Origin of the sequence: Streptomyces triticagri (assembly GCF_003429565.1) — a bacterium.
In the GTDB taxonomy this organism is placed as follows: Bacteria; Actinomycetota; Actinomycetes; order Streptomycetales; family Streptomycetaceae; genus Streptomyces; species Streptomyces triticagri.
On record NZ_QUAK01000149.1, the window covers coordinates 18,267 to 33,345 of the forward strand.

General features: G+C 71.5%; 13 protein-coding genes. 12 read left to right on the plus strand and 1 reads right to left on the minus strand.

The annotated features are described in order from the left end of the window. The first annotated feature begins 88 nt into the window (after positions 1-88). The 5 genes from DY218_RS24455 to DY218_RS24475 are packed head-to-tail and all read left to right on the plus strand — an operon-like array spanning position 89 to position 6,001. Positions 89-1,153 (plus strand): sugar ABC transporter substrate-binding protein, encoded by a 1,065-nt coding sequence (locus tag DY218_RS24455; protein WP_128558295.1) that lies wholly within the window; start codon positions 89-91, stop codon positions 1,151-1,153. A 13-nt stretch (positions 1,154-1,166) separates the two neighbouring features. After that, positions 1,167-2,699 carry a sugar ABC transporter ATP-binding protein gene (locus DY218_RS24460; protein ID WP_128558296.1) on the plus strand — a complete coding sequence of 511 codons (1,533 nt, stop codon included), beginning with the start codon at positions 1,167-1,169 and terminating at the stop codon, positions 2,697-2,699. Between the two features lie 29 nt (positions 2,700-2,728). Then, positions 2,729-3,760 (plus strand): ABC transporter permease, encoded by a 1,032-nt coding sequence (locus DY218_RS24465; RefSeq protein ID WP_158574108.1) that lies wholly within the window; start codon positions 2,729-2,731, stop codon positions 3,758-3,760. Between the two features lie 58 nt (positions 3,761-3,818). Next, the gene (locus DY218_RS24470) at positions 3,819-4,874 is read left to right on the plus strand and encodes a Gfo/Idh/MocA family protein (RefSeq protein ID WP_158574110.1); all 1,056 of its coding nucleotides are present in this window, start codon (positions 3,819-3,821) and stop codon (positions 4,872-4,874) included. Continuing rightward, positions 4,874-6,001: a mandelate racemase/muconate lactonizing enzyme family protein gene (locus DY218_RS24475; protein ID WP_128558299.1), complete on the plus strand. Its 1,128-nt coding sequence runs from the start codon at positions 4,874-4,876 to the stop codon at positions 5,999-6,001. Before DY218_RS24470 ends, DY218_RS24475 begins: the two co-directional genes overlap by 1 nt. A 28-nt stretch (positions 6,002-6,029) precedes the next feature. Here the strand turns inward: DY218_RS24475 and DY218_RS24480 are convergent, their stop codons facing one another. Beyond that, the gene (locus DY218_RS24480; RefSeq protein WP_233521896.1) at positions 6,030-6,755 is read right to left on the minus strand and encodes a DeoR/GlpR family DNA-binding transcription regulator; all 726 of its coding nucleotides are present in this window, start codon (positions 6,753-6,755) and stop codon (positions 6,030-6,032) included. 308 nt (positions 6,756-7,063) lie between these two features. Between DY218_RS24480 and DY218_RS24485 the strand changes: the two genes are divergently transcribed. The 7 genes from DY218_RS24485 (at position 7,064) to DY218_RS24515 (ending at position 15,008) form a co-directional block, all read left to right on the plus strand. Further along, a complete protein-coding gene (locus DY218_RS24485; protein WP_128558301.1) occupies positions 7,064-8,131 on the plus strand; it encodes an ABC transporter substrate-binding protein in 1,068 nt (355 codons plus the stop codon). Between the two features lie 130 nt (positions 8,132-8,261). Next, complete coding sequence (locus tag DY218_RS24490) at positions 8,262-9,089, plus strand: ATP-binding cassette domain-containing protein (protein ID WP_128558302.1); 828 nt, start codon at positions 8,262-8,264, stop codon at positions 9,087-9,089. Beyond that, complete coding sequence (locus tag DY218_RS24495) at positions 9,086-10,339, plus strand: sugar ABC transporter permease (RefSeq protein WP_128558303.1); 1,254 nt, start codon at positions 9,086-9,088, stop codon at positions 10,337-10,339. Before DY218_RS24490 ends, DY218_RS24495 begins: the two co-directional genes overlap by 4 nt. Before the next feature lie 4 nt (positions 10,340-10,343). Then, positions 10,344-11,864 carry an FGGY-family carbohydrate kinase gene (locus tag DY218_RS24500; protein ID WP_128558304.1) on the plus strand — a complete coding sequence of 507 codons (1,521 nt, stop codon included), beginning with the start codon at positions 10,344-10,346 and terminating at the stop codon, positions 11,862-11,864. Next, positions 11,861-13,357: an FGGY-family carbohydrate kinase gene (locus DY218_RS24505; protein ID WP_128558305.1), complete on the plus strand. Its 1,497-nt coding sequence runs from the start codon at positions 11,861-11,863 to the stop codon at positions 13,355-13,357. Before DY218_RS24500 ends, DY218_RS24505 begins: the two co-directional genes overlap by 4 nt. Continuing rightward, positions 13,354-13,977 (plus strand): histidine phosphatase family protein, encoded by a 624-nt coding sequence (locus tag DY218_RS24510; protein ID WP_128558306.1) that lies wholly within the window; start codon positions 13,354-13,356, stop codon positions 13,975-13,977. Before DY218_RS24505 ends, DY218_RS24510 begins: the two co-directional genes overlap by 4 nt. Continuing rightward, the gene (locus tag DY218_RS24515) at positions 13,974-15,008 is read left to right on the plus strand and encodes a 2-hydroxyacid dehydrogenase (RefSeq protein ID WP_128558307.1); all 1,035 of its coding nucleotides are present in this window, start codon (positions 13,974-13,976) and stop codon (positions 15,006-15,008) included. The genes DY218_RS24510 and DY218_RS24515 overlap by 4 nt, the downstream gene beginning before the upstream one ends. Positions 15,009-15,079 lie beyond the last annotated feature (71 nt).

The following is a 15,079-nucleotide window of genomic DNA, read 5'->3' on the forward strand; positions in this document are numbered from 1 at the left end:
CGGAGCATAGACAGAGCGCTGGAATGCATTCCGGTCCGGATTGCTGCGGGACCCCGCTTGCCTTCAAGCCTTAAGAGAGGTCGTTCTCATGGAGTCTCGGACACTGCGCACGGTGGCTCTGGCCAGCGTGGTCGCGATTCTGGGCCTCGGCGCGTGCTCCACGGGCAAGCCCGGCGGAGCCAAGAGTCAGGAACCGCCGGCCGATCCGCCGAAGGCGGAGATCAAGGTGCCGAGCGGCGAGGCGGGCGCCGTCGAGTTCGAGCAGGTGAAGCCGGGCAGCGGCAAGGGCCTCAAGCTCGGCCTGATCGCGCTCGACGAGGCGGCCCCGTTCTCCCAGCTCGTCAGCAGGAGCGTACGCAAGCAGGCGAAGCGCGCCGGAGCCGAGCTGATCCTCTGCGACTCCAAGGGCGACGGCGCCACCGCCCTGTCCTGTGCCAAGAACTTCCGGCAGCAGGGCGTGGACGGCTATCTCAACTTCCAGGCCGACGCCAAGGCGGGCGACTCCATCTGCAAGGCGGGCCCCGACGTCCCGGTCATCGCCATCGACATCGAACAGGGCTCCTGCCAGACCTCCTTCATGGGAGCGAACAACGCCTACGCCGGTGAGCTCGCCGGCAAGGCCCTCGGCAAGCGGATGAAGGACGAGTCCGACTGCGAGTACGACGCGTACGTCTCCCTGGAGCAGCGCGACGCCGGCGAGGTGAACGCCGCCCGCATGGGCGGATACCGCAAGGGCTTCGAGTCGGTGTGCGGTCCGGTGAAGAACCTGAAGACCGAGAACGCCTTCCGCATCGACCAGGCCCGCACCACCTTCAACGACGTCCTCACCACCCTGCCGAGCGCCGGGCGGATCGTCGTCGCGGCCATCAACGACGACGCGATCGAGGGCGCCCTGGCGGCGGCCAAGACCGCGGGCCGCACCGACGACCTGTACGTCTCCGGCCAGGGCGCCGACCCCTCGGCCTGGTGCGAGATCAAGCGCAACTCCCAATGGGTCGGCGATACCGCGTACTTCCCCGAGCGGTACGGCGAGATCGGCGTCCCGTACCTGATCGAGGCGGTCAAGGGAGCGAAGATCCCCAAGAAGCTCCTCGTGCCGCACATGATCATCAACCAGTCGAACATCGACGACATCTACCGACCGTCCTGCTGACGGGAGCCACCCGATGTCCAGCGACCGACCACAGGACCCCGCGCCCTCGGCGTTCAGCCTGCGGGCCAGGAACATCCGCAAGTCCTTCGGCGGCACCGAGGTGCTGCACGGAGTCGACGTCGACGTGCTCGGCGGCCGGGTGCTCGCGCTGCTCGGCGAGAACGGCGCGGGCAAGTCGACGCTGGTGCGCGTGATCGCCGGAGCCCACCAACCGGACGCCGGAACTCTCGAGTTCGGCTCACCGGACGGCGCCGCGGAGACGGCGACCGGCCTCGACCCGCCCGCGGCCCGCCGCCGCGGCATCCGGATGATCTTCCAGGAGCTCTCGGACGCACCGGACCTGACCGTCGCCGAGAACATCAGCCTCGGCAACTGGCCCCGCCGCCGCGGACTCGTCGACTGGCGGGCCGTACGACAGCGCGCACGGCAGGTGCTCGACAGCATGGGCGTCACACTCGACCTGGATGCGAAGGTGGCGACCCTGCGGGTGGGGGAGCGGCAGATCGTCGAGATCGCACGGGCGCTGTCCGACGACGCGGGCTGTCTGGTGCTCGACGAGCCGACCGCGGCGCTCTCCGCCGAGGAATGCCGGCGGCTCTTCGGGTTCGTACGCCGACTGCGGGAGCAGGGTGTCGCGCTCGTCCACATCACCCACCGGCTCGACGAGGTAGCCGAGTTGGCCGACGACGTCGTCGTACTGCGGGACGGAGCCGTCTCCGCCGCGGGCCCCGCCGACCGCTTCGACCGGACCGAACTCGTCACCGCGATGGTCGGCCGCGACATCGGCGCCGTCACCCGGCCCGAGCCCTCGACCTCGGTGACCGGCACGCCCCTGCTCGTCTTCGACAAGGCCACCGCACCACCCGCGTTCGAAGAGCTCGACCTCGTGGTGCACGCCGGTGAAATCGTCTGCCTGTACGGGAAGGTCGGCAGCGGGACCGCGGACGTCGCCGACGCGGTCTTCGGTCGCCGACGGCCGACCGCGGGCACCGTCCGCGTACTCGACCGACCGCCCGCCGACGGCCCACGGCAGGCCATCGCCCGGGGAATCGGCTATCTCGCCGCCGACCGGCAGCGCGAGGGAGCCCTGCTCACCCGGTCCGTCGGCGAGAATCTCGCCGCGCCGTCCTGGCCGCGACTGAGCCGTTTCGGCCTGGTCGACGCGGCCCGCGAACGGCGGGCGTTCACCCGCTGGAGCGAGCAACTGGGCATCCGGGCGCCCGACGGGGCCGGACAGTCGCTCGCCGGCCTGTCCGGCGGCAACCAGCAGAAGGTACTGCTCGCCCGCTGGCTCGAACGCGGATCCTCGCTGCTCGCCCTCGTCGAACCCACCCGCGGAGTGGACGTGGGCGCACGGTCCGACATCTATGCGGCGCTGCGCGGCATGGCCGCCGACGGCGCCGGGATCCTCGTCGCCACCAGCGACTACGAAGAGGTCGTCCAACTGGCCGATCGCGCCCTCGTGATGGTCCGCGGCCGGGTGACCCGCGAGCTCGCCGGGGACCTGGTCACCACCGAAGCGCTGACGGACGCAGCCGGCGGATGAGCCGGCCCACAAGCCCGGAAGAAGGACCCATGGCACACGCGACAGAAGACCGGACGGCCCCGAACGGCGCCGGTCCCGACGGCGCCGCGGCACGACCCGCCTCGGCCGAGGGCCCCGCGAAGCGTCCTCTGCGCGGACGCACCCTGCCCGAACTGGGCGCCCTGCTGCTCATGCTCGCCGCACTCGTGCTGTTCTTCTCCCTGAAGACACCGCAGTTCATGACCCAGGGCAATCTGCTCAACCTGCTCACCGCGGTCGCGGTGACCGGCATCATCGCGATACCCGGCACCATGCTGCTCATCGCCGGACAGGTGGACCTGTCCGTCGGCAGCGGAGCCGCCTTCTGCGGTGTGATGATGGCGAGCATCGCGCAGGAGCAGATCATCCTGGTGGGCGTGCTCGCCGCCGTCGGCATCGGCATCGCGATCGGTGTCGTCAACGGGGTGCTCGTCACGGTCTTCAAGGTCAACGCCCTCATCGCGACGCTCGGCATGATGGCCGTGCTGCGCGGCCTGACCCACGTCAACGCGGACGGCGGCACCATCGCCCTGGCCAACTTCGCCGGACTCGGCACCGCACGGCCGTTCCTGGACATCCCGCTGCCCGTCATCATCCTCGTCCTGGTCGCGGCGATCGCGGTCGTGCTGATGCGCTACACCGTCTTCGGACGCTCGCTGTACGCATCGGGCTCCAACCCGGTCGCCGCCCGGCTCGTCGGCGTACGGGGCAACAAGATGCTGGTCCTGGCCTTCGTCGCGAGCGGTCTGAGCGTCGCCCTGTCGGGACTCGTCCTCACCTCGCAGCTCTCGGCCGCCTCACCGAACAGCGCGACGGGCCTCGAACTCACCGTGGTGACCGCCATCGTGCTGGGCGGGGCCAGCCTGTCCGGCGGCCGCGGCACCATCCAGGGCACCCTGGTGGGCCTGCTGATCATCGGAGTGGTGAACAACGGCCTGACCCTGATGAACGTGAACAGCTTCTACCAGCAGGTCGCCAGTGGCACCCTGCTCATCCTGGCGGTCGCTTTCGACCAGCTCAGGCTGCGCCTGGCGAAGACGTGACGCGGGCCGGCACCCCAGGTCGGACCCACCGCAACACTGCAGAAGGGGAGGGATCACCGTGGCCAAGCTCCGCCTCGGCGTGATCGGCGCCGGATCGTGGGCGACGGCGGCGCATCTGCCGGCGCTGCGGGCCCGGGGGCAGGACGTCGAGTTCGTCGGCGTCTGCCGGCCGGGCGCCGACGCCCTGGCCCGGGTCAAGGAATGCTTCGGCTTCCGCATGGCCAGCGAGGACTACCGCGACGTGCTCGACGCGGGCGTCGACATCGTCGTCGTGGCCAGCCCGACCGTGCTGCACCACGAGCACGCATCGGCAGCTCTCGACGCCGGCGCCCATGTGCTGTGCGAGAAGCCGTACACGATCAGCAGCAAACAGGCCTGGGACGTGGTCGACCGAGCCCGCCGGGCCGACCGCCATCTGGTGCTCTCCTTCGGCTGGAACCACTCCCCGATGATCAAACGCCTCAAGCGGCTCTTGACCACCTACGACATCGGCCCTGTGGAGCATCTGACGGTCACCATGTCCTCCCAGACCCGCGAACTGCTCACCGACACCGGGGTCTACCCGGACGCCAGTCCCGACGCGGTGCCCGAGCCCGAGACCTGGACCGATCCCGCGGTGTCCGGCGGTGGCTACGGTCAGGCGCAGCTGTCGCACGCGCTGGCCCTCGCACTCGGGCTGACCGGCGCACGCGCGAACGGCGCCTTCGCCCTGGCCTGGACGCCCCGAGAGGCCCAGGTGGAGCTGCACAACGCCGTCAGCCTGACCCTCGAAGGGGGCGGCATCTGCAGCCTCGCGGGCGCTTCCGCCTTCCTCGGGGCGGACGGCAACAAACACCACCTCGCCGTCGAAGCCGTGTGCAGCCGCGGCCAGTTCGCGGTCGACGTCTTCCGCGAGCGGGCCGTTCTGTTCAGCCCGGAGGCGGGACAGATCGACCTCACGGTCGCGCCGGGGGAGGGGGCGTACGACGGGACGCGACCCGCGGGCAGCCTCGTCGACCTGGCGCTCGGCCACCGCGACGAGAACCCGGCGCCGGGAGAACTCGGTGCCCGTACGGTCGAGGCGCTCGAGCTCACCTATCGCAGCGCCGCGAGCGGCGCGTTCGAGAGGGCCTGATGAAGGTCACCGCGGTGGAGACGATCCCCGTCGCCCATCCCGAGCCCAACGACGCCGGCTCCACCCGCCATCTCCTCTTCGTCCGCATCACCGACGCCGATGGCCGGGTCGGCTGGGGCGAGGCCGTCACCATGTGGCCCGAGGCGACCCGGGCGACCGCCGTGCTCGTGGACGCCCTCGCCGAGCTGGTGATCGGCCGTGAAGCCCAGGAACACGCCGCGATCCACCGGGAGTTGCAGCGCCACACCTGGTGGTACGGCCACGGCGGACTCGCGGCCTTCGCCGTCTCGGCACTCGACATCGCCCTCTGGGACCTGGCGGGCCGGCAGACCGGGACCGGCCTGGTCGAGCTGCTCGGCGGTGCGGTGCACACCACGATGCCCGCACTCGTCAGCTGTCACGCCGCGGAGGCGGATCTCGACAGGATGGCCGCCACCATGGCGAGTTGGGTGGACCGGCACCGGGCCGTCGGCATCAAGGTCGGCTTCGGCAAGCGCGGTGAGGCGCGCCTCGGCGTCGACGAGCGGCGCGATGTGGCCTTCGTGTCGGCGCTCAGGCGCGAACTCGGTCCGGACCGCTCGATCATGATCGACATCGGTGCCGCCGTCGAGTGGGACGTGCCGACGGCTATCCGGCGGACCCGCGCCTTCGAGGAGTTCGGGGTCGACTGGATCGAGGAACCACTCGGCGCCGACCATCCGGAGGGCTACGCCGAGCTGCGCGCCCGCACCGCCACGCGGATCGCCTACGGCGAGCGGGAGTGGACGCCCCGCGGGATCCGGCGCATCGCAAGGACGGGCACCGTCGATGTGGTCGGCGTGGACCCGGGGCGCTGCGAGGGAGTGACGGGGTGGCTGGCGGCGGCCGGGCACTGCCGAGCGGCGGGGTGCGAGATCAATGCGCACGCCTGGTCCGGCGCCGTGATCAGTGCGGCGAGCCTGGCGCTCTCGCTGGTCTCGCCGCACTGCCACCAGTTCGAGCTGAAGCCCCTGGACAGTCCGATGCAACACGAGCTGGTGGCCGAGCCGTTGGCCCCGATCGAAGGTGGCTTCACGGCACTGCGGGGCCCGGGCCTGGGCATCGAGGTGCGGCAGGACGTCCTGGATCGGTACCGGACCGACCGCTGACGCTCTCTGCCGCCGCCGTCCGCCGCCCTCACACCGGGTCGGCCACCAGGACCTCCACGCCGTCCGCCTGCAGGGCGTCGAGGTCGGATGCGGGGATCCCGGAGTCCACGATCACCAGGTCGAAGGCGCCGACCGGGGCCAGTTGATGCAGGCCGCGGCGGCGGAACTTGGTGTGGTCGACGAGCAGCACCTTGCGCGCGCAGGCGTCCATCAGGGCGCGCTTCACGGCCACCGTCTCCTGCGACTGGTGATAGCAGTGGCCGCGGGTGATCGCCGTGGTGGACGCGAACAGGGTGTCGGCACTGAGGCTGGTCACCGCGTCCACCGTGCGCAGGCCGAGGAACGCGTCGTACGCCGGGTAGTAGGTGCCGCCCAGCGATATCAGCTCGATGCCCGGGACGCCGGCCAGCGTCTGGGTGACGGGCAGGAAGTTGCTGATGACGGTCAGCGGGGCCTGCGGGCCGAGCAGCCGGGTGAGGGCGAGCGCCGTCGTGCTGTCGTCGACGATGACCGAATGGCCGGGCCTGACCAGGGGCAGGGCAGCGCGTGCGACGGCGTTCTTCTCGGCGGTCATCGCCTGGGCGCGGTGGCGTACGTCGCCGTGGAAGGCGGCCGACGGCTGGGCGGTCGCGCCGCCGCGCACCTTGCGCAGCCAGCCGCGGTCCTGGAGGTAGTCGAGATCGCGCCGGATGGTCATGGCGGTCACGCCCAGCTCCTCCGCGAGTTGCTCGATCCGGACGAAGCCGTTGTCGATCACCCGGCTCTTGATCTCCTCCCGCCGAGTCCGCAGCTTCCGTGCGCTCAGGTCCGCCGGCTGGCGTGCCTCTGCCCCCATGGAAACTCCTGTTCATTTTCTGTGAAGTGAACACGGCCGGGGCGGTGTTGGTGCACCCGTTGCCGTGGCGGACGCCAAGTCGATGTTAATACGCGGGCGTTGCGTGAACATCCTGGGGCGGCACCCGGAGGCGGTCCAATTGTTCAGTTGTTGAGGCCTGTTGACACTAATGAAACATCCGAGTTTCGTGTCCGTTGCCTCGAGCGTCCACGAGCAGGGAGTGGCTCATGAGAAGACTCGCCGGTTTTGCTCTCGTCGGAATCGTCGCCGCGGGCGCGCTCACCGGATGCGCCGAGGAACCGGACGAGGGCGGTTCCGACTCCGGCGGCGGCACGGGCAAGGTCGCCTTCCTGATGCCCGACCTCGCCTCCACCCGCTACGAGCAGTACGACGCACCGCTGTTCAAGAAGCGCATGCGGGAACTCTGCGACGACTGCAAGGTGATCTACCAGAACGCGGACAGCGACGCCTCGTTGCAGCAACAGCAGGCCAACTCCGCACTGGCGCAGGGCGCGAAGGTCCTCGTCCTCGACCCGGTCGACTCCGACTCGGCCGCGACCATCGTCCAGACCGCACAGTCCCAGGGCGTCAAGGTCGTCGCGTACGACCGCCCGATCCCCAAGAAGCCCGCGGACTTCTATGTCTCCTTCGACAACGAGGCGATCGGCGAGTCCATCGGGCAGTCGCTCGTCGACCACCTGAAGAAGACCAAGGCGAAGGGCGGTCTCCTCCAGGTCAACGGCTCACCCACCGACGCCGCCGCCGGGCTGATCAAGAAGGGCATCCACAACGCGGTCGACGACAGCGGCTTCAAGCTCCTCGCCGAGTACGACACCCCCGACTGGTCACCGGAGAAGGCGCAGCAGTGGGTGAGCGGCCAGATCGCCCAGTACCCGAAGCGCATCGCCGGAGTGGTCGCCGCCAACGACGGAACGGGCGGCGGCGCGATCGCGGCCTTCAAGGGCGCCGAGGTCGAGGTCCCGCCGGTCACCGGCAACGACGCCGAACTCGCCGCCGTACAGCGGGTGATCGCCGGCGACCAGTACAACACCATCTCCAAGCCCATCAAGACCGTCGCCGAGGCGGCCGCCGAGGTCGCGCACCAGCTCATGGAGGGGAAGAAACCGAAGGCGGACGCCAAGCTCTTCGACACCCCCTCACAGCTCTACGAGCCGACCGTGGTGACCCAGGACAACCTGAAGAAGGTCGTCTTCGGCGCAGACGGAGTGCTCGAGCCCAAGAAGGTCTGCACCCGCGCGTACGCCGACGCCTGCCGCGACCTCGACATCACGTAGCGGACCGGACGGACCGGATCGAACGGACCGAACCGGACCGAACAGGACCGGACCGAACTGGACCGGAGCACAGACGCACGGACGGCCGCGCGGACGGCCGTCGTACGGCCAGGAGGAGAGAGGGCCCACCATGACCACCCCCGCAGCCCCTGCGGCCCCCGGCGAAGCCACCACCGGCGTGCTGTCGCTCAGGGGCGTGAGCAAGCAGTTCGGCGCGGTCGCCGCGCTCACCGGGATCGACCTCGACGTGGCGGCCGGCGAAGTCGTCGCCGTGGTCGGGGACAACGGCGCCGGCAAGTCCACGCTGGTGAAGATCCTGTCCGGGGTGTACACGCCCGACGCCGGGACCATCTTGTTCCACGGCGAGCAGGTGACCCTCCAATCCCCGGCCGCGGCACATCAGTTGGGCATCGCCACCGTCTACCAGGACCTGGCGCTCTGCGAGAACCTCGACGTCAAGGCCAATCTGTTCCTGGGCCAGGAGATCCGGCCCTGGATGCTCGACGACATCGCCATGGAGAAGCGCTCCTGGGAACTGCTGAGGGAACTCTCCGCGCGGATCCCCACCCTCGGCATCCCGGTCGCCGCCCTCTCCGGCGGCCAGCGGCAGACCGTGGCCATCACCCGGGCCCTGCTCGGGCGACCGGAGATCATCCTCCTCGACGAGCCGACCGCGGCCCTCGGCGTCGCCCAGACCGCCGAGGTGCTCAACCTGATCGAACGACTGCGCGGCAACGGCCTCGGCGTCGTCATGATCAGCCACAACATGGACGACGTCCGGGCCGTCGCCGACCGCGTCGCCGTCCTGCGACTCGGGCGCAACAACGGCGTGTTCGACGCCCGGCAGGTCTCCTCCGAAGACGTCGTCGCCGCGATCACCGGCGCAGCCGACAACGCCGTGTCCCAGCGCGCCGCACGCCGCGCGGCCACCCCGCGCGAAGGGCAGGAGAACCCGTGACATCCCTCGAAACCCCGCCGGCCGCCACCGCCACCGACCTGCAGGACGAGCGCCTCGCCGCCCCGCAGGGCTTCCGCGACCACCTCCGCGGCACCGTCCGCCGCGCCCGCGACGGCGACCTCGGCATGCTCCCGGTGATCGCGGGCGTCGTGGTCATCTGGACCATCTTCCAGTCCCTGAACGCGACGTTCCTGTCCAGCACCAACCTGGTCAACCTGGCCTTCGACATGGTGTCCCTCGGCGTCATCGCCCTCGGCATCGTCTGCGTGCTGCTCGTCGGCCAGATCGACCTGTCGGTGGGCTCGGTCAGCGGCGTCGCCGCGGCCACCACCGGTGTGGTGATGGTCCGTCACGAGCAGCCCCTGGTACTCGCCGTGCTGGTCGCCATCGGAGCAGGAGCGCTGATCGGCTGGCTCTACGGCCAGGTCCTCAACCGCTTCGGAGTGCCCAGCTTCGTCGCCACCCTCGGCGGCCTGCTCGCCTTCCTCGGCACCCAACTCTGGCTCCTGCGCGGCCAGAACGCGATCAATCTGCCGTACGACTCCACGCTCGTGCGGTTCGCCCAGGTGTGGTTCGTCCCCGAGGCGCTGGCGTACCTCTTCGCGGTGACCGCGGCCGGCGGCTTCCTCGCGGCCGGCCTGCTGCGCGCCCGCAAGCGGCGGCGGGCGGGCCTGTCCTCGGTCAGCACCCGATGGCTCGCGGCGCAGGCCCTGGCCCTGGGAGCCGCGCTCGTCTTCGCGGTCTACTACCTCAACCGCACCCGCGGAGTGCCGTGGATGTTCATGCTCTTCGTCGTCCTCGTGCTCGCCCTGCAGTACGTCCTGACCCGGACCGGATTCGGGCGCTCCCTGTACGCGGTGGGCGGCAACGCGGAGGCCGCACGCCGGGCCGGCATCAATGTCCGCGGCGTCTACACCGCCGCGTTCGTGATGTGCTCCACCCTCGCGGCCACCGGCGGCGTACTGGCCGCCGCACGGCTCGCCGCCGCCAATCAGAGCACCGGCACCGCGGACGTCAACCTCAACGCGATCGCCGCCGCGGTGATCGGCGGGACCAGCCTGTTCGGCGGCCGCGGCTCGGCCTTCGCCGCACTGCTCGGCGTACTCGTCATCCAGTCCATCTCCAGCGGGCTCACCCTGCTCAACCTCGACTCCTCGTACCGCTTCATCATCACCGGCGCGGTGCTGCTCGTCGCCGTCGCCCTGGACTCCGCCGCACGCCGCTCGCGGCAGGCACACGGAAGGGGCTGAAGCCATGACATCGCTGGCCATCGACGCCGGCACCACGACCGTCAAGGTCGTCGGCTACGGGTCCGACGGGGCCGAGCTGGCGGTCGGCCGCCGCCCCACGGAGGTGCTGCGCCCACGGCCCGGGCACGCCGAACAGGACATGAACCAGGTCTGGGACGCGGTCGCCTCGGCGATCCGCGAGGTCGTGGGCCGGCTTCCGGAACCGCCCGATCTGGTGGCCGTCACCGGGCAGGGCGACGGCGCCTGGCTCGTCGACGACCGCGGCCACCCGACCGGACCTGCCGTGCTGTGGAACGACGGCCGCGCCGCCGGCCTGGTCAGCGCCTGGGAGCGGGACGGCACCCTCGAGGAGGCCTTCCGCATCTGCGGCTCCCGGCTCTCCACCGGCATGCCCAATGCCGTACTCGCCTGGCAGCGCGCCCACGACCCGAAGGCCCTCGACGGCGCCCGGCACCTGCTGACCTGCGGCGGCTGGCTGTACCTCCGACTGACCGGCAAGGCCGCCGTGGACGAGTCCGAGGCCTCGGCGCCGTTCCTCGACATCCGCCGACGCACCTGGTCCGAGCGCCTGTTGGAGCTCTACGGTCTGGAGTGGGCCCGCGAACTGCTGCCCCCGTTGCGCGACGACGACCACCGCGTCACCGAACTGGCCCCCGCGGCCGCCGCCGAGACCGGCCTTGCGGCCGGCACGCCCGTGGTGCTCGCGCCCTACGACATCTGCGCCACCGCCATCGGCTCCGGCGCGGTCACCGCGGGCCGGGCCTGCACGATACTCGGCACCACCCTGTCCACCGAGATCGTCACGGAGTCCGCCGAGGCAGCGGTCACCGGCGACCCGGTGGGCATCACGGTCACCCTCGGCGTACCGGGGCACTATCTGCGGGCCTTCCCCACCATGAGCGGCGTCGACATGCTGCACTGGGGTGCCCGGCTGCTCGGACTCGACTCCGTAACCGAACTCATGGCCCTCGCCCAACAGGGCGCCGAGGACACCGCGGGCGTACGGTTCCTGCCGTACGTCTCCTCCGCGGGGGAGCGCGCCCCGTTCTTCGACCCCGGCGCGCGCGGATCGCTCCTCGGACTCTCCCTGGACAGCGGCCGGGAGGACGTCGCCCGCGCCGTCGTCGAGGGCGCCACCATGGCCGTACGGGACTGCCTCACCGCATCCGCGGCCGACCCGCAGCGCCTCACCCTCAGTGGCGGCGGCGCCCGCAGCACATACTGGACCCGGCTGATCGCGGACGTCACCGGACTGCCGGTCGCCGTACCCGCCGACACCGAGACCGGAGCCCGCGGCGCCTGGCTGACCGGCATGGTCGCCACCGGTCGCGAACGCGACTTCGGCACCGCGGCCGACCGGCATGTGACGATCGCCGCCACCCACGACCCGGATGCCGCCAAGGGCGGTGCCGTGCACGAGCGTTACGCCGAGTTCCTGCGCCTGCGGGAGCTGCACCGGCCGATCTGGGCACTGGGCCGCGAGGGCGTGGCCGGCACGGCCGCGGCCGGCGGGGCGGGCGCATGAGCGACCCCGGCCAGGACCTGTGGCTCGGCATCGACCTCGGCACCCAGGGCGTCCGTGCCGTCCTCGTCACGTCCGGCGGGCATCGACTCGGCTCCGGATCGGCCCCGTTGACCAGCAGCCGCCACGGCGAGCGGCACGAACAGGACCCGCAGGACTGGTGGCGCGCGACCTGCACGGCCGTCGCACAGGCCCGCGCCGCGATCACCGACCCGCGCCGCATCCGCGCCCTCGCCGTCGACGCCACCTCCGGCACCGTCACCCTCACCGACCGGCACGGCGGGAGCGTCACACCGGCCCTGATGTACGACGACGGGCGCGCGGCCGCCGAAGCCGAACGGGTCAACGCGATCGGCGCACCGCAGTGGGCCAAGGCCGGCTACCGGCGGATGCAGCGCTCCTGGGGTCTGCCCAAGCTGTGCCGGCTGCTCGACCGGCATCCGCACGCGGCCGCCGACGGCCTGCAACTGGCGCACCAGAACGACGTGATCAACCGCAGGCTCGTCGGCCACCCCGTGCCCACCGACACCGGCAACGCCCTCAAGACAGGCGCGGACGCGGCCACCGTCACCTGGCCCGAACAGATCCTTGCGGACCTCGGGGTCCCCGCGTCCGTACTGCCCGACCTGGTGACCCCCGGCACCGTCATCGGCGAAGTGTGCGCCGACGCCGCCCACGCCACCGGACTCGCCGCGGGCACCACCGTGGTGGCCGGGACGACCGACGGATGCGCCGCCCAACTGGGCTCCGGAGCAACCTCGGTGGGCAGCTGGAACTCCGTCCTCGGCACCACACTCGTCGTCAAGGGCGTCACCGAGCACCTTCTGCACGACCCCGACGGCGTCGTCTACTCGCACCGCTCACCGGACGGCCACTGGCTGCCCGGCGGAGCCTCCAGCACCGGGGCCGGCCTGGTCGCGCGCGAGTTCGCGACCGGCGACCTGGACTCCCTCACCGCCACGGCCGAATCCCTGCTCCCCACCGATCTGCTGCGCTACCCCCTGGTCTCGCCCGGTGAACGCTTCCCCTTCGTCGCCCCAGCCGCCAGGGCCTTCCGTACCCGCGAACCAGCCAGCAGCGCAGAGGACTTCGCCGCCCTGCTGCAAGGTGTCGCCTACACGGAACGCCTCTGCTTCGACTATCTGCGGCTGCTCGGCGCACCGACCGACGGCTCTCTCGTCCTCACCGGCGGCGCCACCCGCAACCCGGTGTGGAACCAGCTGCGCGCCGACGTCCTGCAACGCACCGTGACGCTGCCGCAAGGTGCGGGCCCGGCCCTCGGCATGGCCGTACTGGCCGCCTCCGCGCACGGCGGGTTCGCATCGCTCGACCGTGCCGCGGCCGCGATGGTCCGGCCCGCCCGGACCGTCGAGCCGAGCACCGCACACCGCTCCGCCCACGACGAGGGCTACCACCGACTGCTCGAACTCCTTGTCCGGCGCGGCTGGTTGGCCGAGTCCGTGGCGGCGCACGCACGAGAAGGGACCGCGGCATGAGCCTGCACGTCTTCCTGGTCCGGCACGCGCAGAGCGTCTGGCACGACGAGAACCGCTATGCGGGCGCCACCGACATCGACCTCACCCCCTACGGGCACGGCCAGGCCGACCGCCTCGCGGACTGGGCCGGGCATGCCGGGCTCACCGCCGTCCGCTCCTCGCCCATGCGCCGCTGCCGGGCGACCGCCGAACAGAGCGCGGCCCGCGCCGGACTGCCCCTCGGCCTCGACCCCCGGCTGCGGGAACTGGACTTCGGTGTCGCCGAGGGACTGACCCGTACCGAGATGCGCCGGCGCATGCCCAAGGACCTCGATGCCTTCGAGGACGATCCCGTCGGCCACCACTTCCCCGGAGGCGAGGACCCGCTCGAAGCCGGCCGGCGCTATCTCGACTTCCTCGACGAGCTGCGCACCGAACACCCCGACGGCCGGGTCCTCGTGGTCGCCCACTCCACTGCGATCCGCCTCACCCTGTGCCGGCTCCTCGGACTGCCGCTGCGCGACTACCGCCGGCTCTTCCCGTACCTGGCGAACTGCGCCCTCAACGAACTGGTCCTGCGGGACGGCGTGCCCGCGCTCCTCGCCCTCAACAAGGAACTGACCCCAGGAGCAGCCGAGTGACCACCATCCTTCTCGCCGGCGACCACTTCGTCCGCAACGCGCTGTTCGCCGAGCGGCTCCGGCCCGTCGCACCCGGCGCGACCCTGCGCGAACTCACCCTGCCCTGGCCGGTCGAGCCGTTCGGACCGATCGCCGAGGTCCGCGAGGCCTCCGGCACCGAGGACCAGCTGATCGAGGCGCTGGACGGTGCGGAGATCTGTGTGACCCAGATGGCGCCGCTCACCGAGCGGATCCTCGCCGCCAGCCCGCAGCTGCGGCTCTTCTGCGTCAGCCGCGGCGGCCCGGTCAACGCGAACCTCGTGGCGGCCACCCGGCACAAGGTCGCCGTGACCTCCGCCCCCGGCCGCAATGCCACCGCCACCGCCGAGCACACCGTCGCGCTCATGCTGGCCGCCGCCCGCCGGGTGCCCGCCACCCACGGCGACCTCGCCGCCGGCACCTGGCGCGGCGACTACTACCGCTACGAGAGCGTCGGCCCGGAGCTCGCGGACAGCACGGTCGGCATCGTCGGCTACGGAGCGATCGGCTCGCGCGTCGCGCGCATCGTGCGCGGCTTCGGCGCCCGGGTACTGGTCGCCGACCCGTACGCCGATCCAGGCGATGTCGCCCCTGCGGAACGGGTCGAACTGCCCGAACTGATGCGCCGCTCGGCCTTCGTGACCGTGCACGCCCGCGCCACCGCCGAGACCGCGGGACTGCTCTCGCGCGAGCTGATCGGGCTGCTGCCGCCCGGTGCCGTGCTGGTCAACTGCGCCCGCGGATCGCTGCTCGACTACGAGGCCGTGTGCGACGCCCTGGACGCGGGGCGGCTCTTCGGCGCCGCCTTCGACGTGTTCCCCGAGGAACCCGTACCGGCCGGCTCCCGCCTGACCCGTACCCCGGGCGTCGTGATGACTCCGCATCTGGCCGGGGCCAGTAAGCAGACCGCGCACAACGCGGCCGACATCGTGGCCGGGGAGGTGTCCAGGTATCTGACCGGACGGCCCCTCGCGCACTGCGCCAACCCGGAGGTGCTCGGGGCGGGTTCGTGACCCTCCGTCGAACGGGACCCGTTGTGAAGGAATCCCCGCAGTCCGGGCACCGCCGGTTCGTTCCCCGCTCA